The 24,679-nt window shown below is 60.3% G+C and carries 24 protein-coding genes; 7 read left to right on the forward strand and 17 right to left on the reverse strand.

The genetic code is table 11. The features are described from left to right. Nucleotides 1–27: 27 nt before the first annotated feature. The gene (locus tag NF685_RS04090) at nt 28–453 is read left to right on the forward strand and encodes a hypothetical protein (RefSeq protein ID WP_252848694.1); all 426 of its coding nucleotides are present in this window, start codon (nt 28–30) and stop codon (nt 451–453) included. Nucleotides 454–527: 74 nt separating this feature from the next. On the opposite strand, the gene NF685_RS04095 is transcribed toward NF685_RS04090, so the two are convergent. Then, complete coding sequence (locus tag NF685_RS04095; protein WP_252848695.1) at nt 528–905, reverse strand: hypothetical protein; 378 nt, start codon at nt 903–905, stop codon at nt 528–530. A gap of 487 nt (nt 906–1,392) precedes the next feature. Here NF685_RS04095 and NF685_RS04100 point away from each other — a divergent pair, with 487 nt between their 5' ends. After that, complete coding sequence (locus NF685_RS04100; protein WP_252848696.1) at nt 1,393–2,142, forward strand: response regulator transcription factor; 750 nt, start codon at nt 1,393–1,395, stop codon at nt 2,140–2,142. On the opposite strand, the gene thiD is transcribed toward NF685_RS04100, so the two are convergent. The 16 genes from thiD to secA all read right to left on the reverse strand — a co-directional run bounded on the left by thiD (nt 2,134) and on the right by secA (nt 19,631). After that, nucleotides 2,134–2,925, reverse strand: a complete 792-nt coding sequence (thiD, locus tag NF685_RS04105; protein WP_252848697.1) for a bifunctional hydroxymethylpyrimidine kinase/phosphomethylpyrimidine kinase — start codon at nt 2,923–2,925, stop codon at nt 2,134–2,136. The two genes, NF685_RS04100 and thiD, sit on opposite strands and share 9 nt — an antisense overlap. After that, nucleotides 2,925–4,292: a phosphoglucosamine mutase gene (glmM, locus tag NF685_RS04110; protein ID WP_252848698.1), complete on the reverse strand. Its 1,368-nt coding sequence runs from the start codon at nt 4,290–4,292 to the stop codon at nt 2,925–2,927. The genes thiD and glmM overlap by 1 nt, the downstream gene beginning before the upstream one ends. Before the next feature lie 117 nt (nt 4,293–4,409). Beyond that, nucleotides 4,410–6,332, reverse strand: coding sequence for an ATP-dependent zinc metalloprotease FtsH (gene ftsH / locus NF685_RS04115; RefSeq protein ID WP_222547934.1), 1,923 nt, complete (start codon nt 6,330–6,332; stop codon nt 4,410–4,412). 167 nt (nt 6,333–6,499) lie between these two features. Then, nucleotides 6,500–7,702: a tRNA lysidine(34) synthetase TilS gene (gene tilS, locus NF685_RS04120; RefSeq protein WP_252848820.1), complete on the reverse strand. Its 1,203-nt coding sequence runs from the start codon at nt 7,700–7,702 to the stop codon at nt 6,500–6,502. Between the two features lie 41 nt (nt 7,703–7,743). Beyond that, the gene (locus NF685_RS04125; RefSeq protein WP_252848699.1) at nt 7,744–8,592 is read right to left on the reverse strand and encodes a tetratricopeptide repeat protein; all 849 of its coding nucleotides are present in this window, start codon (nt 8,590–8,592) and stop codon (nt 7,744–7,746) included. A gap of 231 nt (nt 8,593–8,823) precedes the next feature. Continuing rightward, nucleotides 8,824–9,300: a peptidoglycan-associated lipoprotein Pal gene (gene pal / locus NF685_RS04130; RefSeq protein WP_023978578.1), complete on the reverse strand. Its 477-nt coding sequence runs from the start codon at nt 9,298–9,300 to the stop codon at nt 8,824–8,826. Nucleotides 9,301–9,574: 274 nt separating this feature from the next. Then, entirely contained in the window at nt 9,575–10,954 is a 1,380-nt protein-coding gene (gene tolB / locus NF685_RS04135) for a Tol-Pal system beta propeller repeat protein TolB (RefSeq protein WP_222547936.1), read from the reverse strand. 46 nt (nt 10,955–11,000) lie between these two features. Continuing rightward, nucleotides 11,001–11,996, reverse strand: a complete 996-nt coding sequence (locus tag NF685_RS04140) for an energy transducer TonB (protein WP_252848700.1) — start codon at nt 11,994–11,996, stop codon at nt 11,001–11,003. 17 nt (nt 11,997–12,013) lie between these two features. Next, on the reverse strand, nt 12,014–12,448 hold the full coding sequence (gene tolR / locus NF685_RS04145) for a protein TolR (RefSeq protein ID WP_222547938.1): 435 nt from the start codon (nt 12,446–12,448) through the stop codon (nt 12,014–12,016). Nucleotides 12,449–12,453: 5 nt separating this feature from the next. Beyond that, the gene (gene tolQ / locus NF685_RS04150) at nt 12,454–13,122 is read right to left on the reverse strand and encodes a protein TolQ (RefSeq protein ID WP_373317802.1); all 669 of its coding nucleotides are present in this window, start codon (nt 13,120–13,122) and stop codon (nt 12,454–12,456) included. A gap of 147 nt (nt 13,123–13,269) precedes the next feature. Further along, nucleotides 13,270–13,683, reverse strand: a complete 414-nt coding sequence (locus NF685_RS04155; RefSeq protein ID WP_289847357.1) for a YbgC/FadM family acyl-CoA thioesterase — start codon at nt 13,681–13,683, stop codon at nt 13,270–13,272. After that, entirely contained in the window at nt 13,670–14,728 is a 1,059-nt protein-coding gene (ruvB, locus tag NF685_RS04160; RefSeq protein WP_222547940.1) for a Holliday junction branch migration DNA helicase RuvB, read from the reverse strand. The genes NF685_RS04155 and ruvB overlap by 14 nt, the downstream gene beginning before the upstream one ends. Nucleotides 14,729–14,899: 171 nt before the next feature. Further along, nucleotides 14,900–15,508, reverse strand: coding sequence for a Holliday junction branch migration protein RuvA (gene ruvA, locus NF685_RS04165; protein WP_252848701.1), 609 nt, complete (start codon nt 15,506–15,508; stop codon nt 14,900–14,902). Nucleotides 15,509–15,579: 71 nt separating this feature from the next. After that, nucleotides 15,580–16,086, reverse strand: coding sequence for a crossover junction endodeoxyribonuclease RuvC (gene ruvC / locus NF685_RS04170; protein ID WP_222547943.1), 507 nt, complete (start codon nt 16,084–16,086; stop codon nt 15,580–15,582). Continuing rightward, the gene (locus NF685_RS04175) at nt 16,083–16,832 is read right to left on the reverse strand and encodes a YebC/PmpR family DNA-binding transcriptional regulator (protein ID WP_252848702.1); all 750 of its coding nucleotides are present in this window, start codon (nt 16,830–16,832) and stop codon (nt 16,083–16,085) included. The genes ruvC and NF685_RS04175 overlap by 4 nt, the downstream gene beginning before the upstream one ends. A gap of 54 nt (nt 16,833–16,886) precedes the next feature. Further along, nucleotides 16,887–19,631, reverse strand: coding sequence for a preprotein translocase subunit SecA (gene secA, locus NF685_RS04180; RefSeq protein ID WP_252848703.1), 2,745 nt, complete (start codon nt 19,629–19,631; stop codon nt 16,887–16,889). Nucleotides 19,632–19,840: 209 nt separating this feature from the next. Here secA and NF685_RS14270 point away from each other — a divergent pair, with 209 nt between their 5' ends. The 5 genes from NF685_RS14270 (at nt 19,841) to NF685_RS04200 (ending at nt 24,662) form a co-directional block, all read left to right on the forward strand. After that, entirely contained in the window at nt 19,841–19,963 is a 123-nt protein-coding gene (locus NF685_RS14270) for a hypothetical protein (RefSeq protein WP_264813680.1), read from the forward strand. 31 nt (nt 19,964–19,994) lie between these two features. Then, nucleotides 19,995–20,903 (forward strand): peptidylprolyl isomerase, encoded by a 909-nt coding sequence (locus NF685_RS04185; protein ID WP_252848704.1) that lies wholly within the window; start codon nt 19,995–19,997, stop codon nt 20,901–20,903. Nucleotides 20,904–21,042: 139 nt separating this feature from the next. Further along, a complete protein-coding gene (gene argJ / locus NF685_RS04190) occupies nt 21,043–22,278 on the forward strand; it encodes a bifunctional glutamate N-acetyltransferase/amino-acid acetyltransferase ArgJ (protein WP_252848705.1) in 1,236 nt (411 codons plus the stop codon). Between the two features lie 363 nt (nt 22,279–22,641). Beyond that, a complete protein-coding gene (locus NF685_RS04195) occupies nt 22,642–23,877 on the forward strand; it encodes an NAD(P)/FAD-dependent oxidoreductase (RefSeq protein ID WP_222547948.1) in 1,236 nt (411 codons plus the stop codon). Between the two features lie 26 nt (nt 23,878–23,903). Further along, nucleotides 23,904–24,662, forward strand: a complete 759-nt coding sequence (locus NF685_RS04200) for a 2OG-Fe dioxygenase family protein (RefSeq protein ID WP_252848706.1) — start codon at nt 23,904–23,906, stop codon at nt 24,660–24,662. Nucleotides 24,663–24,679: the final 17 nt, after the last annotated feature.

The raw sequence follows: 24,679 nt of genomic DNA on the forward strand, positions 1-24,679 counted from the left end.
GGAAACGGGCGGCAGCTTCGAGACCTCATGAAAGCCGCTCCGACAATGAAGGAATTCGCCCTCGATCCCGCAACGCTACCGGAAGCGGAAATCATTGCTCTGGCCCAGAAAGGCTTATTGCTGCGGGTCGTACGCGACACGTCCGAAAACGGCGTTCCTGCCTTCATGACGCGCGACGACTGGGACGCCATGGAAGCCCGCTATCTGCACCAGAAGGGAGCACCGGGCGATTTCTTACCCGCGGTCGAACGGGCTATACACCGCTTGCTCGGTCATGCCGCAGAAACACTCGCATCACGTCCTGCGGGCACGATAAGCGCCACGCTCAGCGCTACTACCGATCTGTTCGAGGATAACGGGCAGACCTATCTTTCATTCGTACGCGATACCACCTATCCCGTCGCGTGCGTCATTATTGGAAGACGTCCCTGGACCGGCAATAGCGCCTCCTGAATACCAGACAGGCGCAGACCGCTTCCGGTCTCGTCGTCCTCAGCCCCGACAACAGCCATCCCCTTCCGGGCTTGTCATGACGATACGTCGTGCGACGACCCTTGCGGTCGTGGCCCCTGCTGCGCCTCTTTACCCTGTCCCGGATCTTCGCCGTCCGAGGGCCGCCCGGCCGTGACACGCGTCCCCTTGGCCGCTGCCTTGGCCTGAATGAACGCCTGATAGGCAACCGCGACGTCGATGGCGACTTCCCGCTCTGCCACACGTGCCCGCTCGATGGCAGCCCGTGCCTCGGGGAGCCAGTTGACGAATCCTTCGACGGCGCTGTCCTCATCATTCGAAGCAAGTATGGAGCGCTCTGCAGAGACGATATCCGCCTCAGCAGAGCGGCGCTGCCGGCGCACACCAGTCTCACGCCTGAGAACCGCGGTAAGCGCCTGCGCACGATCCACCATTTCATGCCACCTCTGCAGCCTGCTGCTTCGCCTGATGCGCATGATAATTGCCTTCTGTTAATGTCGATCAACGATCCTCTACGGATCATTAACATTATGTCTCATGCGTGGCTGCATCGATGCCATCAGAAATTCCGAACTGAAAATCGTTCCGTTTTTCGCGAATACCGGGCGTTCGATACAACCTGTACGCGCATTATGCCTATGAGGCTCTCCATCAAAAGACAAGGCCATGCAATCGCACGTTAATCGACGTTAAATATTTTCGGCGTTAGTGTACAGAAAACAGACGACATCTTCTCAAGACATGGCACGTAACCTTGTCTGTAGCCAGAAACCAGATGGCTGTTTCAAAGAAATTGTAAGGTTAATACGTTAAAGACTCGTTACTTATTGGAGGAAATCTTTCGTCGTTAAGCAAGTATTTTTCTTGCGGGCAGCAACCTTAGGTAGTAACAGATGATCATCAACCCTGGAGATCGATGAGATGCGCCTCCTTCTTGCGGAAAGCGATCAAGCTACGGCTCACGCGCTAATCAAAACCTTAAGACAGGGCGGTATTACTGTTGATCATGCTCATACAGGGCATGAGGCAATCGATATGCTGCGCCACTATGATTACGATCTTGCCCTGACGGAACTCACACTCGAAGATCTCGAAGGGTATGAAGTCATTCGGCGAGCCCGTAATACTCAAATACAAACGCCCATTATTGTTCTGAGCGGCATGAGTCGGGCGCAAGCCAAAATCAAGGCATTCCATGCGGGTGCTGACGATTACATTACCAAACCGTTCGATACGGATGAACTACTGGCTCGACTTCAGGCCGTCTTGCGCAGGTCGCGGGGCTTCAGCACTACCGTGATGACGGTGGGACCTCTTTCGCTGGACCTGAACGCAAAATCCGCCTCCGTCGATGGCAACATGGTTCAGCTTACCGGAAAGGAATACGCCATACTCGAACTGCTGGTTCTGCGGCGCGGGAACGTCCTGACCAAGGATGCATTTCTCAACCACCTCTATGGTGGCATCGATGAGCCCGAAATGAAGATCATCGATGTCTTCATCTGCAAGCTGCGCCGCAAGCTGCAGCAGTTCGGTGCCGGCCATCTGATCGGCACCGTCTGGGGGCGTGGTTATGTTCTGCGAGACGACAGCAAGTCGCCCCTCCCCCTCAGCGCAACTGCCGAGCAGGGCCGACAACACAATCTGGGGGCATTGCAGCCCTCACTCTAGGATCGGCAGATGGTTCATGGGACGGGCTTGTCCGGTCCCATAACGGGGAGCCTGTAGAATGGCCTGCCTTACATAGGAGCGTGCGCGCTGTACGGCGGGCGCGACTTCCATTCCCTGTGCCAGCGAAACCGCGATTGCACTCGCGAGTGTGCAGCCGGTTCCGTGAGTGTGCAGTGTATCGATCTTGCGGTCGCTATAGCGCGTCTCGCTGTCCCGTCCGATCAGCGTATCGACAACATCGGGCCCATGCAGATGGCCCCCCTTCGCCAGAAGCCAGTCAATCCCACGGGCGGCGCGAAGCGTCCTTCCCGCACGACTGAGATCGAATTCCGAACGAATGGTCTCACCGGTGAGAACTTCCAGTTCCGGCAGATTCGGCGTCAGCATGAAGCAGCGCGCGTAAAGCCGCTCGAAAGCCTGCTGGCCGTCATCTGTCATCAGCCTGGCCCCGCTGGTTGCCACCATGACGGGATCGATCACACAACGCTGACCGGGATAACGTGCAAGCGTGTGATCTACGGCCTCCATGATTTCGGCATTTCCAAGCATACCTAGCTTGACCACATCGGCCCCAAAATCGTCCAGTACCGCGCGCATCTGGTCAGCAACCATACCGGGCGTCATGAACGCAACAGCTTGCACGCCGCAGCTGTTCTGCGCGGTCACCGCCGTGATGGCAGTCATGGCAAACCCACCCAGGGCCGTTACAGCCTTGATATCCGCCTGAATGCCTGCCCCACCACCGGAATCGCTCCCGGCGACAATCAGGACACGCCCTTTCATTATCCCGCCACCGCTTTCTGAACGGCCTCGCAGATGAGGCTGACGACACGCTCGACCAGAACAGGATCCTCCGCCTCCGCCATGACACGTATCAGGGGTTCGGTTCCGCTCTCGCGCAAGACAAGCCGACCACGATTGCCCAGCATTTCTTCGGCTTCACGTCGTGCGGCGGCAAGGGTCTCTGTCGCCAGAGGATCGCCCCCGGCATAGCGTACATTGCGCAGAAGCTGCGGATAGGGCTCGAAAATTCTCAGTATCTCGCTTGCAGGACGCCCCTCTTCGACAAGAACAGCGAGGATCTGCAACGCGGCGATAAGCCCGTCTCCGGTCGTGGCAAAATCCGACAGGATCATATGCCCGGACTGCTCACCACCGAGACGAATACCCTGCTCCCGCATTTTCTCGACGACATACCGGTCACCGACAGCTGTGCGATGAAGCGTGATCCCCCGCGTAGCCAGGGCTTTTTCCAGCCCGAGATTGGACATGATGGTCGCCACGGCATCGTTGCCGCCCAGCCGATCGTTTTTCTGCAGGAACAGGACGATCAGGCCGAGGATCTGATCGCCGTCGACGATCTGGCCTTTCTCATCGACAATGATGACACGGTCTGCATCGCCATCGAGCGCGATACCGAGATGGGCCTTGTTGGCGAGCACGGCTTTCTGCAGGGCTTCGGGATGGGTCGACCCGCACTCTGCATTGATGTTGACCCCATTCGGCTCGCAGCCGATCTTGATCACTTCTGCGCCCAGTTCCCACAACGCCGTGGGGGCGACGCGATAGGCCGCGCCATTGGCGCAATCGAGCACGATGCGGAGGCCATCGAGCCGTGACTTCTTTGGGAAGGAAGCTTTGGCCGCCTCGATATAGCGTCCCGCAGCGTCATTGAGACGCGACGCCCGCCCCACTGATTCGGGAGGAGCCATACGCGCATTGAGATCCTCTGTCATCAGGGCTTCGATCTCTGCCTCATCCTCATCCGAGAGCTTGAATCCGTCCGGGCCGAAGAGCTTGATCCCGTTATCGCCGAAAGGGTTGTGCGAGGCAGAAATCATCACGCCAAGATCGGCGCGCAGTGAACGGGTCAACATCGCGATGGCGGGCGTCGGCAACGGGCCGACCAGAATGACATCCATCCCGGCAGACAGAAAGCCGGAGACGAGCGCACTCTCGATCATATAGCCGGAGAGGCGCGTATCCTTTCCCAGCACCACACTGTGTCGATGGGCACCGCGGCGGAAATAGAGCCCGGCAGCCTGACCGAGGCGAAGAGCAACATCGACCGTCATGGGAAAGCTGTTGGCTTTGCCTCTTATGCCGTCAGTGCCGAACAGCTTGCGGCCTGCGTTCCGGTCTTTGCTCATGATTGCCCTTCCTGTCGTTTGTCCTCGATCAGGACATCCCTGTTCTTCAAGCACAGCACGCCATACGAAAAAAGGGGGCTTGCGCCCCCTCTTTTCTTTACGTGATCCGCTTCGCGCTCATCCCGCCTGAGGCGAAGGATCCAGCGCTTCCGTTCCGGCAGACGGTTCCGGCTTGACGGTCGGGACCGAGGCACGACGGTTCTCGGGTGCCGCGTCATCGACCACAACACGCTCGACAGGCTCGCCACGAATGACCTTGCCAACCTCATCGCCACTCAGCGTCTCGAATTCCAGCAACGCCTTGGCCAGACGATGCAGATCATCAATATGTTCGAGAAGCAGGCGATGGGCGCGACCATAGGCCTCGTCAACCAGCTCCTTGACCTCGCGATCGATCTCACGCGCCGTCTGCTCAGAGACATTCTTGTTCTGGGTGACGGAATGTCCGAGGAAGACTTCCTGACCGTTATCGCCATAGGCGATCATGCCAAGCTTCTCGCTCATGCCCCATTCGGTCACCATGCGCCGGGCAAGATTGGTCGCCATCTTGATATCGCCCGAAGCACCCGTGCAGACATTATCCGCACCGAAGACCAGCTCCTCAGCCACACGCCCGCCCATGGCCAGAACGAGATCGGCCTTGCACTGCGCCTTGCTCTTTGAGTAGCGGTCGCTCTCGGGGAGACTCATCACCATACCCAGAGCACGGCCACGCGGGATAATCGTCGCCTTGTGAACAGGATCGCAGCCCGGGGTCAGGATTGCGCAGATCGCATGTCCGCCTTCGTGATAAGCCGTGTTGCGCTTCTCACTATCGCTCATCACCAGCGACCGCCTTTCAGCGCCCATCAGCACCTTGTCCTTGGCATTTTCGAACTCGAGCATGGCCACCGTACGCTTGCCCAGACGGGCCGCAAGGAGAGCCGCCTCGTTCACAAGGTTGGCCAGATCGGCACCCGAGAAGCCTGGCGTACCCCGTGCGATAACCTTGGGATCGACATCGGAGGCCAGAGGGACCTTGCGCATATGCACACGCAGGATCTTCTCACGACCGGCCACGTCGGGGTTAGGCACCACGACCTGACGATCGAAACGTCCCGGACGCAACAAGGCAGGATCCAGCACATCGGGACGGTTGGTCGCCGCAATCAGGATCACACCCTCATTGCTCTCAAAGCCATCCATCTCGACCAGCATCTGGTTGAGAGTCTGCTCGCGCTCATCGTTACCGCCGCCGAGACCGGCACCGCGATGACGGCCCACAGCATCGATTTCGTCGATGAATATGATGCAGGGTGCCGATTTCTTGCCCTGTTCGAACATGTCGCGCACACGGGAGGCACCGACACCGACAAACATTTCCACAAAATCCGAACCGGAGATCGTGAAGAAAGGCACATTGGCCTCGCCTGCGATGGCGCGCGCCAGAAGCGTCTTACCCGTGCCGGGAGGCCCCACGAGCAACGCACCCTTGGGAATCTTGCCCCCAAGGCGCGTGAACTTCTGGGGATCCTTCAGGAACTCGACGATTTCTTCAAGTTCCGACTTCGCCTCGTCGATGCCTGCGACATCGTCAAACGTGACGCGTCCCTGCTTTTCGGTCAGCAGGCGGGCGCGCGACTTGCCGAATCCCATGGCTCTTCCGCTGCCGGACTGCATCTGACGGAAGAACAGAATGCCAATACCGAGAAGGAAGACCATCGGCAGCCAGCTCGTCACGGCACGCAGAATGGGGCTGCCATCTGCATCGAGGGGCTTTGCAACAACTTCGATGCCCTTGCCTGTCATTCTGGGCACGAGGCCCGGATCGACCGGCGCATAGGTTTCGAAGGAGGTGCCATCCTTGAGGGTGCCAGTGATGTTCTGGTTCTGCACGACAACGGAACGAACCTTGCCGCCATCGACATCGGTGACGAAGTCGGAATAGGCGAGTTGCTGTGCCGCGTGCTGACCTCCCGTTGGCTGGAACGCCAGGAAGAGCAGCAACGCCAGAACGATGATGATCACCCAGAGTGCCAGGTTACGGCCAAAATTGTTCATCACGGTCTCTATTGTTTCCAAATACCAGATCTGGGGCCAGGCGACGGAGAGACGACAGGCCCGGCTGCCTGCCATAGACCGGCAGCCGCTTCATTGATCGTTCTAACATAAGCATTCGGGGGGACGTTCCCACCCCCCGGCGATCAAGTTTTCAGGCTCACAGCCGTTTACACCCATAAAGACCGGTCGGTGAGCGTCTGCCGGGGCGAAAATTGCAGCGTGACAGGCTCATGCTCCTGCGCAATCGTCTCATTCAGCGGGGGCACGGCAATCAGTTGCGCGCCGCGCCACACACCGGGCAGTCCTGCGAGAATACGGGAAGGCAGGGCATGATGGCGAAATCTTTTCGATTCTGCGCCCAGACAGGCAATCTCCAGTTCTCCATCCCGAGGGGCGTCGGCAATACGAAAACGCCCGTCCCAGATGGTCCCGGAGTGTGCGGCACAACGTGCGCGGATCGCGCCGGCTTCGCGGGCGAGACACCAGCCCCCTTCCCGCTGACCGCGCAGCCGACCAGCAGCAAACAGCATTCCCCCAGCCAATGTACACGGCCCAGGTTTTGCGATCAGCGCTTTCAGAGCGGCAGGAGCCGGGGCATAGCCCTGACCCGAGACCATCTGCCAGAGCTGCCCCAGAAGCACGGGGTCATCCGGAAGCGCAGGCATGACAACGAAACCGAGCGGATCGATACACAGCTGCGATAAGTCCCGGGCGCGTCTGGCACTCTGTGCAAGGCGTGCCTGCCCATGGGAGCGAACCTGCACCAGAGCCTCATAGAGGGAGAGGCCGGAGCCCAGAGCATTTCTGATCCGCACGCGCTCGAATGCCATATTCTGATTGCTCGGATCCTCGATCCATTCGAGGCCATGAGCCGTCAGCGTTGCCCTCAGACGGGCCGGATCGGTGGAGAGCAACGGCCGGATATAACGCACTGACGGCGTTTCTCGAGCGAGTGCCATGGCGGCGAGTCCATGGGGCGTACTGCCATGCGCCCGTCTCAGGTAAAACGTCTCCGCCTGATCGCGCGCATGATGACCAAGGGCCAGATCGAGCGCACCATGTTCGGCGCAGGCTCTAGATAGAACCTCGTAGCGCGCCTGACGGGCGTTCTCCTGTAACCGCCTGGTCTTGCTGAGACCGCTCAGTGTAAGGATTCTGGCTGGAATATCGAGTGTCGCAAGACGTTCGGCCGTCTGCCCCGCTTCGCTCGCAGAGGCCTCACGCAGACCGTGATCGACCACAAAAGCAATGACGGCGCGGCGCCAGCGGCGCAACAGGAAAGCGAGCCCAAGACTGTCTGCGCCCCCTGATACCGCAATCGCTATCGGAAAACGGGGCTCATCCGCAGGGAAAGGACCGAGCTTCCGCATCAAAGCGGCAAATTCGTCCTCTCCAATCGGCTGATGTCCGCTCAGTGGCAGTTTGCCCGCCCCTTGAAGCTGGTCACAGCGGCTTTCACACGCGGCGTCGGAGTCGGGAATTCGGAGTCGAGTTTCTGAAGAGCCTGACACGCGGAATTCTTGTCTCCCAAAGCGAGCATTGAGGCCGAGACACCAAGCAGGGCCTCCTGCGCACGCGGCGATTTGGGCGAGCGATTATACGCGTCATAATAGGCGACCGCAGAGGCCTGATACTGCTTTTGCCCGGCAAGCGACTGAGCCAGCAGGAACTGCGACTCAAGCTTGCCATTGGCGGTCTTTGCCAGCTTCAAGGCCTGTTCGGCATTGCCCTGCGCCGTCGCGTAATCACGCCCCTTAAGAGCCGCCTGACCGCTTTTGAGCAGTTCGAGCGCCGTTACGGGCTTCTCGACTGGCGTTGCCGGAGACGCGGCCGCGGGTGTCGCCGTCTCATTGCCACCGGAAGACGGCGCTGCACCCCCACCGCCATTCTGCGCAGCGAACTGCATGTCGCCAATCTGCTTGGTCAGTGTCGCATTCTGTGTCTGGACCTGATTGCTCAGCTGGTCGAGCTCGCCACGCATCTCGCGATTCTCGTTTTCGAGCGTCGAGACGCGCTGAAGAAGCTGCGAGACCAGATCGCTGTTTCCGGCGCTGACAGCGGGACCGGAAGCGACGGATGAAGGCGCCGAAGCCGCATTGTTCTGCACCTGCTGCAGTTGCTGGCTCAGCTGCTGGATCTGGTTCTGCAGAGCGATTCCCTCACGGCTCGTGACCTGGGCCCGAGCCGATGAAGCCCCGAACCCCGTCAGGATCGCGACAGAAGAGAGGATGAAGAAGCGGGAAACTCGGGCACCGCGCATGGCGCATCCTTCAGACAGAATGTGGGGGCGTGGCATCGGGCCGCGCAAAACAGGAATAGCATAAAACAAAACCGGCCGACGCATAAGCGCCGACCGGTTTTGAGAAACCGTATTGCCACAAGACCTTTCCATGAAGCCAGGCCTTATGGATTTACAGAGAGCCCGATACCGGGACCACGCATCCAGCGATTTACACCGCACGCGCAGCTTGTCCCGGTTCAGACGAACCGATTACTTGACCGAGGTGATCGCGTTACGGTTCTGGGCCCATGCCTGCTCGTCGTCACCATCGGCCGTCGGACGATCCTTACCATAGGAAATCGTCGTGATGCGCGAAGGAGCAACGCCCTTGGCAACCAGATAGTCGCGCGCGGCATTGGCACGACGCTGGCCGAGAGCAATGTTGTACTCTTCCGTGCCGCGGTCATCGCAGTTACCGGCGATTTCGACGCTGACCTGCGGGTAGCGGGCAAGCCATGCAGCCTGCTTGTCGAGGGTTGCCTGCGCATCGCTGGAGAGCGTGTTGCGGTTCAGGTCGAAGAAGACGCGATCGCCGACATTGGCGACCAGATCGGCTTCGCTACCGGGCGCAGCGCCGGTTTCCTGAGCCGTTGCGCCTGCACCGGTCGATGCACCCTTGTTAGATTCATCCGAGCATGCAGCCAGAACGACTGCAAGGCCAAGCGCACCGAGAAGCTTGAAATTCATTTTTGCCAACCCTGAATATAGTCCCCATCCGGGACCAGGAAGCGTGACGACAACTAATTACGAAGGTCGGAGTTCCCGTTTTGCTTGCTGGTTACCATAACCATTGGGCCTTAGCGATCCCGACGACCAAGATCGGCCATACTCATTCCCGAGAAGAACGGTCAAGCGGGATGAGTACCATCGTGATCCAAGTCGCGTGGATTTCATGAGAAAGACAGATTTAGTGTCTCTGCCGCCACAAAAACGGGCAGCAGAGACACAGGTCAGAGGCGTTTTAGCCCTGTGACGGCGACCATGCCGGGTCGGATGCGCCGGTAGCGGTGCGAATGGGTCGTTCGTGGAAGCCCGTGATATCGATCGTCCCGATTCCGCTAGAGAATCCGGCGCCCCCCGCCCCTGCCGCCGACTGACGACAGAAAGCGATGACACGCCCGTTCGGGCAGAAAGTGGGACTTTCGACCGTGAAGCCCTCTGTCAGGATTCGCTCGCCCGTTCCGTCGGGTCCCATCACGCCCAGCGAGAAACGCCCGTTGGCGATACGCGTGAACGCGATCACATCGCCACGCGGCGACCATACGGGGGAACCATAGGTGCCGTGACCGTAGGAAATGCGGCGCGCACCGCCACCGGAAGCACTCATGATGTAGAGCTGCGGCGATCCACCACGATCGGAGTTGAACACGATCTGGCTGCCATCCGGGCTGAAGCACGGGCTGGTATCGATCGCGCCGGAATTGGTGATCTGGTGCTTGGCGCCCGAACCGAGATCGACCACGAAGATGTCGGACCCGCCCCCGCGCGTGGCCGAGAGAACGACCTGGCTGCCATTGGGCGAGAAACGCGGCGCGAAGGAGATGCCTTCGAACTCACCAAGCATACGCTGGCTGCCCGATCCCAAATCGAAGGTGTAAACACGCGGCCGGTTATTGGCATAGGACATGAACGCAATCTGGTCGCGCACCGGATTGAAGCGCGGCGTAAGCGTCAGCCACTGCCCCGAGGTCAGCATGTGGCTGTTGGCGCCATCCTGATCCATGACGGCCAGACGGGTGATCTGATGATGGCGAGGGCCGGTACGGGCGATATAGGCGATACGCGTATCGAAATAGCCCTTCTCGCCCAGCATGCGCTCATAGATCACATCGGCAATCGTATGGGCGATACGACGCCAGTTCCCGGCAGAGGCCGTGTAGGCCGTTCCCTGGATCTGTTCGCCGGTCAGTACATTCCACAGACGCATTTCCACACGGGTGCTGCTGGAGCCTGCCGCGCTTCCGGTCACGACAGCGCGTGCGCCCTGCGCCTTGAGGGCTGCAAAGTCGGGCGAGCCCGAGGGGCCCGGCAGGATCGTGAACAGACCGGTGCTGTCGAGATCGGCGGACACCACGCTTGTGATCTGTTCGCCCAGTCCGGGACCGAAAGAGGGAATGGCGATGGGAATCGGCGCCGTGCGCGCCTGATCGACCGTGATTTCGGCTTCGCCCGGCGCACTCGCGGCGGCGCTCTGCGCGAAGGCACCGATCGGCGTTGCCAGCAGACCGCCAGCGGCTATGGACGCCCCGAGAACCGTGCGTCGTGAAAACAGGGAGGAAAGGCTCTGCGCCTGATCGTCGGTCAGCAGGGGCCTATCGAAACGGGACGTATCGCGTGACATGAATTCGAGTCTCTTGCGCTCTGAAAAGGTCATGATCTGGAAAACCTCAGGGTCTGAACACGAATTTGAGTTCGTGTGTCTTGCCCAGAAGGCTTGAGGGGATGGGGAGTTTCGAGCATGTCGGGCTCAGCACGGCATCGCGCGCACGCTCGGCCAACGCCCGATAAGACGGGTCGGCTGCTGCCTTCGCCTGGGTATCGGGGGCAAAACGCGCCATCCTGGCCTCTCCGGTCGCATCGATCGTTACGATCAGATGCGCGCTAAATGAGGCATAATTACGCGCTTCGGTATCCTCCGAATAACAGCGGCGCACCGAACCACCGATCGCCTTCTGCTGGGCAGAGCTGAGCGCATTGGTGATGTCGCCATTCGGCGCCCCTCCCCCGTTCGGTGCACCACCCTGCTGCGGGTTGGCACGCGCCTTGGGTGGATGCGTCTGCTTCTGGTCCGCGCGCATGGCATCGAGCGTCGCGAGCAGGGAATGCGAGTCCGCCTGCGTCTTCTTCGCCGCATTGGGTTGCGTGATGTGCGAGAACGTCGGCGTTTCAGGCAGCTTGTCCACTGGCTGCGTCTGCGGCGAAGGCGGCGCAACCTGTTTCGACGCGGATGGCGGAGACGGTTTGGGCGGTGAGGCCTTGATAGGCTCAGCCGAGTCGTCGACCATCTTCTCCGGCGTCTTCACGTCGGGCAGCGGTGGGGTCTTGCTCTCTGCCGGGGGCGGAATGGGCGGCGGCGGCGGTGCAGGCGGCGGCGGCTCTTCCACAGGCTGAGGCGTAGGCGGCGTCGGTGCCGGCGGTGCATCCGTCGGTGTGGGCGCAGGCGCCGGTGCCGGTTTGGGCGCTGGCGTGTCCGCCTTGTGCGGCGTGGCAGGAGGACCGGAATCCTCGAACGCCATTTCGATCGGCGGGGGTTCGGGGGGCTCGGGCGGCTTGCTCATGGGCAAGCGCACGAGAAGGAAGCCGATGAACAGCGCATGCGCTGCAACCGACGCTCCCAGCGCGTAGCGGAAGCGCCGGACATCGGACCGACGGGGACGCAGCAAGGCTGCTTCTCCTCTGGTTACTGGCCCGCGGCGGGCTGCTGGGCGAGCAGCGCCACGTGCGTGAAGCCACCTGAGGTAATTTTCCCCATGATGTCCATCACCTGTCCGTAATTGATATGGGCATCGGCGCGGACGAAAATGCGATGCTCCTTGTCGTTCTGCGCAGCCTGCTGAAGCTGGGCCACGAGCTGATCGGCCGAAACCGGATCATCCCCCAGATAGATGCCGCCATCGGCCTTGATCGAAACCGTGATGGGTTTCGTATCGGCATTGAGCGGGCTGGCATCGGTCTTGGGGAGATCGACGTTCACGCCGCTCGTCATCATGGGGGCTGTCACCATGAAAATGATGAGCAGCACCAGCATGACGTCCACCAGAGGCGTAACGTTGATTTCCGACGCCGGGCGTCGCCTGCGGCCGCGCGCGGGGCCGCCCCCTGCAGACATGCCCATGGCGCTTAGCTCCGCTCTTCCGACTGGCGCGACAGGATCGCGGCGAATTCGGTGCCGAAGGATTCCATGCGATCGGCAAAGTGGTCGAGGGCGGAGCTGGTGACGTTATAGGCCACATAGGCCGGTATTGCCGTCACAAGACCGATTGCCGTGGCGAAAAGAGCCTCGGAAATACCCGGGGCGACCACCGAAAGGTTGGTGTTGTGCATGGCTGCAATCGACCCGAAAGCATGCATGATGCCCCATACGGTGCCGAACAGCCCGACGAAAGGCGCGACAGGCCCGATCGTGGCAAGAGCCACTACGCGACGGCCAAGACGATCCATCTCACGCATGATCGTGATATTGATCGCGCGATCCACACGATCGCGCACACCGCCACGGGCAAGGTCGATGCCTGTAATCCGTGCAGAGCGGCGCCATTCGCCCATCGCTGCACCGAAAACGGCAGCCATGGGATGAAGCGGCTTGGCCCCATCGGTGTCGTACAGATCTTCAAGGCTGCCACCGGACCAGAAACGATCCTCGAACTCCGTTGCCTCGCGATTGACGCGACGGATCAGGATGATCTTCTCGATGATCACGGCCCAGACGAAGGCGCTGCACAAGATCAGCCCAACCATGACCAGCTGCACCACAAAGGATGCATGCAGGAACAAGTCCAACGGTGACAAACCAGAAGCGGCGGCCCCAAGGTCAGCCGCATTTACCGCTCGATCCAAAAAAACCTCCTGAGGCTTCGTTCTGCGTCACGCCTATACAGTGCATGTCTCATGCGCGCCTATCCCGAATCGTCACGCATCATCACATGCCGCCTGTCCTCAGGCCGGGCTCGATAATGCTTCCAGAGAGGCACGCCATCGCGGCGGAATTCGGGCAGGCCGCCCGGAACTCTGCATGATACATGCCAGCTCGACGATCAGCGTGGCGGCATGCATGTCGCCACACGACACGATCTGACGCAACTGGCAACGTGCAGGCCCCGCAGAATCAATCGTTGTTGTGATCTCGGCCCAGTCATCCAGGCGCAAGGGACGATGATACTCTATCGACAGTTTCGTTACGACAAAGACCAGACCGGACTCTTCCTGCAGGACCGAAACCGGCGTGCCGGCCATACGGAGCGCTTCCGTGCGAGCACGTTCCGCCAGAGCAAGGTAGCGGGCGTGGTACACGATCCCGCCTGCATCCGTATCCTCGTAATAGATACGAAAACCGATCTTATGGGCTTTCATCGCTTTCTTTCAGCAAATCGAACTGTGCAGCACTCGCCGAGGCCGGTGCCGTCAGGCCCAGATGGGCCCACCCGCGCTCACCCAGCATACGGCCTCGGGACGTACGCAGGACCAACCCCTCCTGGATCAGATAGGGCTCGATGACGTCCTCGAGCGTATCGCGCGCTTCGGCCAGAGCGGCCGCGAGGGTCTCGACACCGACAGGACCACCGTGATGATGCTCGGCAATACGTGTGAGGTAACGTCTGTCCATCGCATCGAGCCCAACCGAATCGACTTCGAGACGATTGAGTGCCGCATCGGCCATCACGCGCGTGATGGCGCGATCATGCGGAGCACCTACGGCCGCGAAATCGCGCACGCGGCGCAGAAGACGACCGGCAATACGCGGTGTCCCGCGCGAGCGTTTGGCAATCTCCTCGGCGCCTTCCTCGGTCAGGTTCATTCCGAGCTTGGCGGCGCCGCGTGAAACGATCAGGCGGAGCTCTTCCGGGGTGTAGAACACCAGGCGCAGCGGGATACCGAAGCGGTCGCGCAGGGGCGTGGCCAGCAATCCGGCCCGTGTCGTTGCAGCAACCAGCGTGAAAGGTGCGAGGTCGATCCGGACCGAGCGTGCTGCCGGCCCCTCGCCGATGATCAGATCGAGCTGGAAATCCTCCATCGCAGGATAGAGAACTTCCTCGATTGCCGGTTGCAACCGATGGATTTCGTCGATGAACAGCACGTCATTGGGCTGAAGATTGGTCAGAATGGCAGCAAGATCACCCGCACGCTGAATGACCGGCCCGGACGTCGCACGGAACCCGACACCCAGCTCACGGGCCACGATCTGGGCAAGCGTCGTCTTGCCCAGCCCCGGCGGTCCGTGCAGCAGCACGTGATCGAGCGCCTCGCCACGGCTACGCGCCGCCTGGATGAACACCGAGAGATTTTCCCGGCTTGTGCGCTGACCGGTAAAGTCATCCAGCGTCTGAGGGCGCAGCCCGTGATCGCTGTCCTCCATCCTGCGCCCGGGATCGAGTGGGCCTCTATCCGTGTCACTCATTGTCGTATCCCGCTTTTTCCTGCACCGGCAGTCCGTGTGCGGACAGTAAATATGTCCCGAAATATACCGCGTTCGACCGTCCCGGATCCTGCGCTTCGGGATTCAGATTCCCCAGACCTGAAGCTGCGTAACCAGCAAAAAGGCGAATAGCCGGGTACGTCGAGAGGTGGGTCATCGCGCCAGATCTTTCAGCGCCAGACGGATGACCTTGTCCAGCGTTGCGCCCTCGTGTTCGACAAGAATACGGCTGAGCACAGGCCATGCCTCGGCCCGTCGAAAACCAAGGCCCGCGAGCGCCTGCAAGGCATCGTTCTCGACCGAGGCCGCCGCATGGCTCGAAACACTGCGACCGGCTGGCGTTGCACCACCTGCGGGCATTTTGCCCACCTTGCTCTTGAGTTCCGTCACGATACGCTCAGCCAGACGGGCACCGACCCCTGCGGCCCTCGTCAGCGCCGCCTTGTCGCCTGCACTGATGGACAATAACAGATCGCCGGGCGTCGCCACGGACAGGATAGCGAGCGCAACCTTGGCACCAACGCCCTGAACCGTCGTCAGCAGACGAAACCATTCCTGCTCGTCCGAGGTCAGAAAGCCGAAAAGCTGGATTGCATCCTCACGCACGACCGTTTCGATCAGCAGACGCGTCTTTTCCGGTGCGGCCGGGAGATTGGCGAGCGTCCGGCTCGATGCCGATACGAGATAGCCCACCCCGTTTACATCGAGAATGCAGCGATCCGCATCCGTACTGACCACAATCCCCGTCAGAAGTCCGATCATGCCCAGTCCCTCACGCGCAGATGCGCTCTCATGATACTCGTCGGTGATACTTGCCGGTACTAACTGCCGTTTCAGGCCATACGCCTGCCGGAAGAGACCTGTCTTGCCGTTTCGCGATGATGGGCGTGGCAGATTGCCACCGCCAGCGCATCGGACGCATCAGCCTTGTGAATGACCGCGCCCGGCAGCAGACGCTTGACCATCATCGTGACCTGCTCCTTCGTGGCGGAGCCAGTACCGACGACGGATTTCTTGACCATCATGGCACCGTATTCCGCAACCGGCAGGCCCTCATAAGCAGGGGTAAGCAGAGCCACACCGCGCGCATAGCCCAGCTTGAGCGTTGAAGAGCCGTTCCGGTTGACATAGGTCTCTTCAACCGCAGCCTCAGCCGGGCCGTACTCACGTATCAGTTTCTGCAGGGCGCCGTGGAGTTCGCACAAACGCAGAGGCACGGATTCCGCCCCATCAGTGGCGATGACCCCGGAGGCAACATGCTGAATCCTGTTGCCTTCAACGTCGATCAGTCCCCAGCCCATGAAACGCAGGCCAGGATCGATACCGAGAAGACGGATCAAGCAGCGAGAGCCTGGGCGACGTCGTCGGGAATATCGAAATTCGCATAGACCGCCTGGATATCATCATTGTCTTCCAGCACGTCGATGAGCTTGAGCACGGAGCGTGCCTTTTCCTCGTCCAGCGTCACTGTGTTCTCGGGGCGCCAGTCCAGCTTGGCAGAGCTCGGCTCGCCAAAGCGGGCTTCGAGCGCATCGCGCACTGCAAAAAGATTTTCCATCGCGCAGGTAATTTCATGACCTTCTTCGGTCATCTCGGCGTTATCCGCACCTGCCTCGATAGCTGCTTCGAGCATGTCTTCCTCAGAGGCCGCTGCAACCGGATAGGTGACCACACCCAGACGCTGGAACATGAACGAGACCGAATTGCTCTCGCCCATCGAACCGCCATGCTTCGAGAACGCCGCGCGCACTTCGCTTGCCGTGCGGTTGCGGTTATCGGTCAGCCCTTCCACGATCACGGCGACACCTGCGGGACCATAGCCCTCGTAGCGCACTTCCACGTAATCCTCGCCACCGCCTGCACCGCTTGCCTTCTTGATGGCGCGCTCGACATTGTCCTTGGGCATATTGGCTTCACGCGCAGCAATCATGGCTGCACGAAGGCGCGGGTTCGAGGCGGGATCGGGCAGGCCGGAACGCGCTGCAACGGTGATTTCACGCAGGATCTTCGCAAACTGCTTGGCCCGCTTGGCGTCCTGCGCACCTTTGCGATGCATGATGTTCTTGAATTGCGAATGACCGGCCATCAGAGCCTCCTAAACCGAAAGACTGTTCGTTTTTCCGAAATTGTTCGTTTTTCTTCAGGCCAGGCGGCCGTGACAATGCTTGAACTTCTTGCCCGATCCGCATGGGCAGGGTGCATTGCGCGGCGTTTCCGGCGAGAACCCCTGCAGCTCGGATGCCATCGCCCCTGAGGGTGATTGCGCCTGGAAGGCACCACCCGGCTGCATCCCCACCTGTCTCGGCTCCAGACCTGCAGCAGAGAACCCCTCGTCATTGGGGGCAATCGTCTGCTGCCCCTCAAATCCCGCATGTCCGTCGAAACCGGGGAACGGGTCGGCCTGCTGCACGACCTCGATGCGCGACATGGTCGATGTGGCACGGATGCGCATGTCGTCGAGCATGGCGGTAAAGAGCTGGAATGCCTCGTGCTTGTACTCGTTCAGCGGATCGCGCTGACCGTAGGCACGCAGACCGATGCCCTGACGCAGCTGGTCGAGCGCATGGAGATGCTCTTTCCACACGCCATCGAACGACGTGAGCAGCACCTGCTTTTCGATATGACGCATGATGGTCGGGCCGATATTGGCCGAGCGCGCTGCCTGAGCCTGTGCGGCAGCTTCTTCCACACGCTGGATGATCAGATCGGCATCCATGCCGTCTTCCTTCGCCCAGTCCCGTATCGGCAGGTTCAGGTTCAGCAGGGAATGCAGATCGGTCTCGAGCGCCTCGCTCTCCCACTGCTCGGCGAATGATTTTTCAGGGATGCGGGCATGAACCATCTCTTCGATGCTCTGCTCGCGAAGTTCCTGAAGAATGCCGGACACGTCTTCCATCGCCATGTAGTCGCGGCGCTGTGCGTACACTTCCTTGCGCTGGTCGTTCATCACGTCATCGTATTTGAGGACGTTCTTACGCATGTCGAAATTGCGCGCCTCGACCTTCTTCTGGGCGCGCTCGAGCGCCTTGTTCAGCCAGGGATGAACGATGGCCTCGCCTTCCTTCATGCCCAGCTTGGTCCAGAAGGCCCCCATGCGTTCGCCGCCATAGATGCGCATCAGGTCGTCTTCCAGCGACAGGAAGAAGCGGGACGCACCCGGATCGCCCTGTCGGCCCGAACGGCCGCGCAGCTGGTTGTCGATACGACGGCTCTCATGGCGCTCGGTACCGATCACATACAGGCCGCCAAGCTCCTTGACCTTGCCATGATTGGCCGAGATTTCCTCACGCAGGCGCAGGATTTCGGCCTCATGTGCCGCCTCGTCCTCGATCTTTTCGAGGCTCTGGCGAATGAGCATGTCCAGATTGCCACCGAGTTTGATGTCGGTACCACGACCGGCCATGTTGGTGGCGATGGTGATGGCGCCCGGTGCACCGGCCTGTGCCACGATCTGCGATTCCATTTCATGGAAGCGCGCATTCAGAACCGAATGCGGGATTTTCTTGGAGCTGAGCAGATTGGACAGATGCTCGCTCTTCTCGATGGAGGTCGTTCCCACCAGAACCGGCTGCCCCGATTTGGAGACCTCCTGGATCAGGTTCGCGACGGCCTCGAATTTCTCACGGGCCGTGATGTAGACCTCGTCATCCGTATCCTTGCGCGCGACGGGGAGATTGGTGGGAATCTCGACCACATCGAGCTTGTATATCTCGGCAAACTCGTCGGCCTCGGTCATGGCCGTGCCGGTCATGCCGGAAAGCTTCGGATAGAGGCGGAAATAATTCTGGAAGGTGATCGAGGCCAGCGTCTGGTTTTCGGGCTGGATCTCGACATGCTCCTTGGCTTCGAGTGCCTGATGCAGACCATCGGAGTAGCGACGGCCGTCCATCATGCGACCCGTGAACTCATCGATGATGATCACCTTGCCGCCACGCACGATATATTCGACGTCACGGGCAAAAAGCGTGTGCGCACGCAGGGATTGCTGCACATGATGCATGACGGCGATGTTGTGCACGTCGTACAGGCCGCCTTCATGAAGCACCCCGGCTTCACGCAGCATTTCCTCGACCAGATCGGAGCCCTGTTCGGTCAGGATGACCGAGCGCAGCTTCTCGTCTTTCTCGAAGGCTTCAGGATGCTTGACGAGCTGGACGACCACATCGTCCACACCGCGATACAGTTCCGAACTGTCATCGGCGGGGCCGGAAATAATGAGCGGTGTCCGGGCTTCGTCGATCAGGATCGAGTCCACTTCGTCGACGATCGCATGGTAGAAAGGACGCTGGACCATTTCTTCCAGCGTGTATTTCATGTTGTCGCGCAGGTAGTCGAAGCCGAATTCGTTATTCGTGCCATAGGTGATATCCGCACCATAAGCCGCACGACGCTCGTCATCGGACAGGTTTGGAATGATCACACCGGTCGTCAGGCCGAGAAAGCTGTAGAGCTTGCTCATTTCCTCGGCGTCGCGCTTGGCCAGATAATCGTTCACCGTGACCACATGCACGCCCTTGCCCGCCAGCGCGCTCAGATAGACGGCGAGTGTGGCGACGAGAGTCTTGCCTTCACCTGTGCGCATTTCGGCAATACGGCCGGAATGCAGCACCATGCCGCCCACAAGCTGCACATCGAAATGACGCATGCCCAGAACGCGTCGCGACGCCTCGCGGCAGACAGCGAAGGCTTCAGGCATGATCTTGTCGAGGCTTTCACCCCCGGCAATACGGCCTTTGAACTCCTCGGTCTTTGCGCGCAGTGCATTGTCGTCCAGAGCCTTTATGGAAGGCTCGAGCGCATTGATTTCAGGCAAGCGCTTCTGATAGCCCTTGAGCGAGCGATCATTGGCGGTGCCGAACACGGCGCGGGCGATACGAGCGAACATGACTGTCCTTCTGGCGAACTGGTCCGTGAACAAACAGGACCGCGAACTGGAGGGCGGATCTTCCCGACCCGCCCATATCCACTGCCCCGTCGCATGATGCGCCGGGAAGCGGGCTGGGCGGTGACGCGAAACATCCGCCGAAGCAGGATCGGGATCGTCCACGCGGGAAATGAGATAAGGCGCGCCCTTGCCTCGGTCAACCGAGCAGCATGGCGTTCGGCAGTGCCGAACGGACGACAATGCACGAATTCTTCATGAAGACGACACGCAAAACCGGCAATACAGCCGTAACCGGCCTTGCCGATAAGCCAAGCCTGCGCCATGCTGGCTAAAGTTCCACGAGTTTTTCGAGGTTGTTTATCCATGCGGCTTACCCGCCCGGCTCTTTTCTGCGCCGCTCTCATTTCCGGCACGACTCTGGTGGCTCCGGCCTTTGCTGCCCCAGCCCCTGCCGCTCCGGCAAATGCGGCTCCGGCTGCAGCCCCGGCCGATGCCAACCCGCTGATCGCTTCGGTCAATGGCCAGAAGATCTATCTGGATGACGTCAAGCACGCGGCCGCCAGCCTGCCGCCGCAGGCCCGTCAGCTGCCGCCGAACACGCTGGTCAATATCCTGCTGAACCAGATCGTCAGCCAGAAGGCCATCCAGATCGACGCCCTCAAGGAAGGCCTCGACAAGAAGCCTGAAGTGAAGGCGCAGATGCAGGAAGCAGCGGATAACGCGCTGCAGAATGCGTATCTGCAGGAAAAGGTCGCTCCGATGGTGACGGAAGACGCCATCAAGCAGACCTATCAGGCGAATTACGCCTCCAAGAAGGGTGAGCAGGAAATCCATGCCCGCCATATTCTTGTAGCCGACGAAGCGACCGCCAAGGACATCATCAAGCAGCTCGACAAGGGCGCGAAGTTCGAGGATCTCGCCAAGAAGCTGTCGACCGACAAGGGGTCGGGCGCAAGCGGTGGCGATCTGGGCTGGTTCAAGAAAGACGATATGCTGCCGGAATTCTCCAAGGCCGCTTTCGCCATGAAGCCCGGCACGATCAGCCAGACACCGGTCAAGACCCAGTATGGCTGGCACGTCATTCAGGTTCTGGCCTCGCGTGAGGCGCCCGTGCCGCCGCTCGATCAGGTGCATGACGAAATCCGTCAGCAGCTGATCCGCGACAATGTGCGCAAGATCGTCGACGACGCGCAGAAGAAGGTCAAGATCGTGCGTTACGATGCTCAGGGCAAGCCGATCGCCGATGCGCCAGCCACCCCGGCAAAGAAGTAAAAACCTGACTGGAGTGAGCGTCTAACGCTCACTTTTTACTCAGAATTCCGGTCTTTTCGCCCCTTCACGGGGCGAAGGGCTGGACCTGAGCTCCAAGCCGTGCATCCTCCTTCCGACGTTCCACGTTCGGAGACAGACCATGGCAAAAGCCCTCCCCCTCTCCCCGCTTGCCCAGCCCCTGCCGCGCCTTGCGCCGGTAGCCGGTGTCCGGCTGGGCGCTGTCGCCGCGCAGATCCGCTACAAGGATCGCACCGACCTCATGATGATGGAATTCGTACCCGGTACAACGGCTGCTGGCGTATTCACACGCAGCAAATGCCCCGGTGCGCCCATCGACTGGAGCCGCGCTGCGCTGGCACAGGGCAAGGCACGGGCTCTTGTCGTCAATTCGGGCAATGCCAATGTCTTCACCGGGCGTGCAGGCGTGCTTGCCACCCAGATCTCCGCAGCAGCGGCCGCACGCGTGGTGCACTGCCCTGCAACCGAGGTCTTCCTTGCTTCGACGGGCGTGATCGGCGAGCCGCTGAATGCAGAGAAGATCAGCGATGCGATGCCCGCCCTTTACGAGGCCCTTACGCCAGAAGGCTGGGAAGATGCCGCCCGCGCCATCATGACGACCGACACGTTTCCCAAGGCGGCCACACGCCAGGTCGAGCTTGTCGGCAAAACGGTGACAATTCAGGGCATTGCAAAAGGGAGCGGCATGATCGCTCCCGATATGGCAACCATGCTCGGCTTTGTCGTTACCGATGCTGCAATTTCGCAGGATGTGCTGCAGTCGCTTCTGAGTGATGGCACCGAACGCAGCTTCAATGCGATTACAGTCGATTCCGATACATCGACTTCGGACATGGTGCTGGTTTTCGCAACCGGACAGGCCGGCAATGCGGAAATCACCTCGGCCACCGATACGGCGCTGACCGCCTTCCGTGAAGCCTTCGACTCCCTGCTGCTTGAACTTGCACTCATGGTCGTGCGTGATGGCGAAGGCGCTACGAAAATGTTCACCGTGCGCGTCAACGGTGCGGTTTCGGATGAGTCGGCCAAGAAGATTGCGCTTGCGGTTGGCAATTCGCCGCTGGTCAAAACCGCCATCGCCGGTGAAGACGCAAACTGGGGCCGCGTGGTCATGGCCGTTGGCAAGAGCGGCGAACCAGCCAATCGCGATACACTCTCCGTTGCCATAGGCGGCACATGGATCGCCCGCCAGGGAACGGTTGTCGAAGGTTATGACGAGAGTCCTGTCGTGGCGCACATGAAGGGTCAGGAAATCGAGATCCAGATCGATCTCGGCCTTGCCAATGGCCATGCCCAGATCTGGAGCTGCGATCTGACCCATGGCTATATCGACATCAACGGCTCCTACAGAAGCTGAAGATCAGAGGCTGCCCGCGCCAGACAGACGCTCTGTCAGTCTGGCCGCTTTCCAAGCCGGTTATCCGCAAGGGTCGCCGGTTTTTTCTTTTAGGCGCCTGCTCCGCCCCCCTTCATTCGTCTCGCCGCTCCCATTCAAAACACCCTTTATCCCAGCCGATCGATCCTTGCATTGTGCTGTATCCTGATTTAGCACTGCTCTTGTCCTTTTTTGATCGCGATAGGGCATCCTGCGTCTGGACGGATGCGTTGATTGCACCCACATTGTGGGTCACGAGTCGAAGCGACTCACGACAAAGGTAATTATATCAGCGTTGTAGGAATGGCCGGGCGAGAGCCCCCGCGACGCTGCGGAGGAACAGGCATGGCAAATGGATTGCGCGTAGTCATCATCGGTGGCGGTGTCGCCGGGATGGAAACAGCGATGACTCTCGGTCGCAGCCGTCATCGCGATATCGAGACTACGCTGATCGACAAAGGCGCCGTGCATTACTGGAAACCCATGCTGCATGAGTTCGCAGCAGGCACCGGTGAGGAGTCGCGCGACTGTACCACCTTTGTCGAGGCGAGCCGCCGCTTCGGGTTCCGGTTCATCCAGAGTTCGCTGAGCAGCGTCGATCGTGAGAAGCATGAAATCCGCCTCGCGAACGATGAAATCGTGCCTTACGACATGCTTGTGGTCGCGCTCGGTTCACGCTCGAACGATTTCGGGATCGAAGGCGTCATGCAGAACTGCACCTTCATCGATTCCCTGCCCGATGCCAGCTCGTTCCATGAAAAATTCCGCGCGGCCTTCCGCGACGCGGTCGCCAACAACCGCACACTCGAGGTCGGCATTGTCGGTGGCGGTGCCACAGGCACGCAGCTGGCCGCAGAACTTTGCAGCGCAATCGACATGGCCCCCGGCTATGGCAAGGAGGCGCGGCGCAATGTGCTGCGCCTTTCCCTGATCGAAACCGGCAAGCGTATTCTGCCTGCCTTCCCCGAGCGGGTTTCGAATGACGCGCGCAAACAGCTCGAAGCTCTGGGCGTAAGCGTTCTTACCGAAGCCATGGTGACATCGGTCGACGAACAGGGCTTCCACCTCAAGGACGGGCGCGTCATACCGGCAGAGTTGCGCGTCTGGGCGGCAGGCGTGCGCGCCAGTGCGGCTACCGAACTGTTCGAAGGTCTGGAAATTGCACGCGGCGGTCAGATCGTGGTCAATCACCATATGCAGTCGACCAGCGACACCTCGATTTTTGCCCTTGGCGATTGCGCCCGCATCAACGATGAGCCGCTTCCTGCCACCGCGCAGGTTGCCCGTCAGCAGGGCATCTATCTCGGTCGCGCCATACCGGTCATTGCGCAGGGACGCGAGCCCTCGACATTTGTTTACCGCGATCGTGGTGCGGTTGTCTCGCTGGGGGACTATAACGGATGGGGCATGGTCGGCACCTCGACAAGCTTCGGCGGTGGCTTCCTGCGCGGTCTGGCCCCAAGATGGCTGCATGATCTGATCTTCCGTCAGCATCAGATTGGTGTCATGGGTCTTGCACGCGGGACAGCTGCTTTTCTGAAAGCCCATCTGAGCCCGACCCGGCCACGACTGGACCAATAACATCCGATCAACGGTAAGCGCGCGTCATGCCTCTACAGCGGTCTCTCTCACTCCCTCCTTCCGAAGCCGAGCGCCTCGATACGCTCGTGGCGACCTTGCAGGCCGATGGGTTTGCATTCGAACCGGGGGCGGGAATGCGCGCGTTCCTGGAATCCTTCGGCTTCGAGGACTGGGAGCATTTTGCCGAGAGCTGGAACCGGCTCGGGCTTGACCGCTACATGGCCGATGGCGGGCGTTATCGCAAAAGACGCTATGCCACCTACGCGCTTACCGGTGGGCGCATCGACCGCAAGCGTCATCAGCCGCATTATCAGAGCCGTGACTACAATCTGCTCAATGGCGGAATAGAACGCTGGTTCGGTCCTATAGAGGATGCCATCGCCACACACCCCGTCATGCTCTCCATTCTCAATGCCGCGCATCTCGTCGCGTTGCGTATGACACCCGCCTCGACCCAGCCCGATAGCTGGCATGCCGAGGTGCATCAGTTCCGTATCGAGGCTCAGGCTGGCAACAAGGGGCGCCCCACGCCGGAAGGCATGCATCGCGACGGGGTGGACTGGGTGTTCGTCCTGATGGTCAATCGCGAGAACGTCGCCTCGGGCGTCACGACCATTCATGACGACCATCGCCGTGAAATCGGCTCCTTCACGCTCAAGGCGCCGCTCGATACTGCCCTTGTCGATGATCACAAGGTTTATCACGGGGTTACGCCGGTGGAACCGATCGACCCGGCACGCCCTGCCTATCGCGATGTACTGGTCGTTACACTCCGACACGCGTAAAAGCTGCCGACCGAGAT

Source organism: Asaia lannensis NBRC 102526 (assembly GCF_024054035.1).
Lineage (GTDB): Bacteria > Pseudomonadota > Alphaproteobacteria > Acetobacterales > Acetobacteraceae > Asaia > Asaia lannensis.

Bases quoted from the DNA above. Each gene is read 5' to 3' on its own strand.
- NF685_RS04090 (WP_252848694.1), top strand. From the start codon at position 28: ATGAAAGCCGCTCCGACAATGAAGGAATTCGCCCTCGATCCCGCAACG.
- NF685_RS04095 (WP_252848695.1), bottom strand. From the start codon at position 905: ATGGTGGATCGTGCGCAGGCGCTTACCGCGGTTCTCAGGCGTGAGACT.
- NF685_RS04100 (WP_252848696.1), top strand. From the start codon at position 1,393: ATGCGCCTCCTTCTTGCGGAAAGCGATCAAGCTACGGCTCACGCGCTA.
- thiD (WP_252848697.1), bottom strand. From the start codon at position 2,925: ATGAAAGGGCGTGTCCTGATTGTCGCCGGGAGCGATTCCGGTGGTGGG.
- glmM (WP_252848698.1), bottom strand. From the start codon at position 4,292: ATGAGCAAAGACCGGAACGCAGGCCGCAAGCTGTTCGGCACTGACGGC.
- ftsH (WP_222547934.1), bottom strand. From the start codon at position 6,332: ATGAACAATTTTGGCCGTAACCTGGCACTCTGGGTGATCATCATCGTT.
- tilS (WP_252848820.1), bottom strand. From the start codon at position 7,702: ATGCGGAAGCTCGGTCCTTTCCCTGCGGATGAGCCCCGTTTTCCGATA.
- NF685_RS04125 (WP_252848699.1), bottom strand. From the start codon at position 8,592: ATGCGCGGTGCCCGAGTTTCCCGCTTCTTCATCCTCTCTTCTGTCGCG.
- pal (WP_023978578.1), bottom strand. From the start codon at position 9,300: ATGAATTTCAAGCTTCTCGGTGCGCTTGGCCTTGCAGTCGTTCTGGCT.
- tolB (WP_222547936.1), bottom strand. From the start codon at position 10,954: ATGTCACGCGATACGTCCCGTTTCGATAGGCCCCTGCTGACCGACGAT.
- tolR (WP_222547938.1), bottom strand. From the start codon at position 12,448: ATGGGCATGTCTGCAGGGGGCGGCCCCGCGCGCGGCCGCAGGCGACGC.
- NF685_RS04155 (WP_289847357.1), bottom strand. From the start codon at position 13,683: ATGAAAGCCCATAAGATCGGTTTTCGTATCTATTACGAGGATACGGAT.
- ruvB (WP_222547940.1), bottom strand. From the start codon at position 14,728: ATGAGTGACACGGATAGAGGCCCACTCGATCCCGGGCGCAGGATGGAG.
- ruvA (WP_252848701.1), bottom strand. From the start codon at position 15,508: ATGATCGGACTTCTGACGGGGATTGTGGTCAGTACGGATGCGGATCGC.
- NF685_RS04175 (WP_252848702.1), bottom strand. From the start codon at position 16,832: ATGGCCGGTCATTCGCAATTCAAGAACATCATGCATCGCAAAGGTGCG.
- secA (WP_252848703.1), bottom strand. From the start codon at position 19,631: ATGTTCGCTCGTATCGCCCGCGCCGTGTTCGGCACCGCCAATGATCGC.
- NF685_RS14270 (WP_264813680.1), top strand. From the start codon at position 19,841: ATGGCGTTCGGCAGTGCCGAACGGACGACAATGCACGAATTCTTCATG.
- NF685_RS04185 (WP_252848704.1), top strand. From the start codon at position 19,995: ATGCGGCTTACCCGCCCGGCTCTTTTCTGCGCCGCTCTCATTTCCGGC.
- argJ (WP_252848705.1), top strand. From the start codon at position 21,043: ATGGCAAAAGCCCTCCCCCTCTCCCCGCTTGCCCAGCCCCTGCCGCGC.
- NF685_RS04195 (WP_222547948.1), top strand. From the start codon at position 22,642: ATGGCAAATGGATTGCGCGTAGTCATCATCGGTGGCGGTGTCGCCGGG.
- NF685_RS04200 (WP_252848706.1), top strand. From the start codon at position 23,904: ATGCCTCTACAGCGGTCTCTCTCACTCCCTCCTTCCGAAGCCGAGCGC.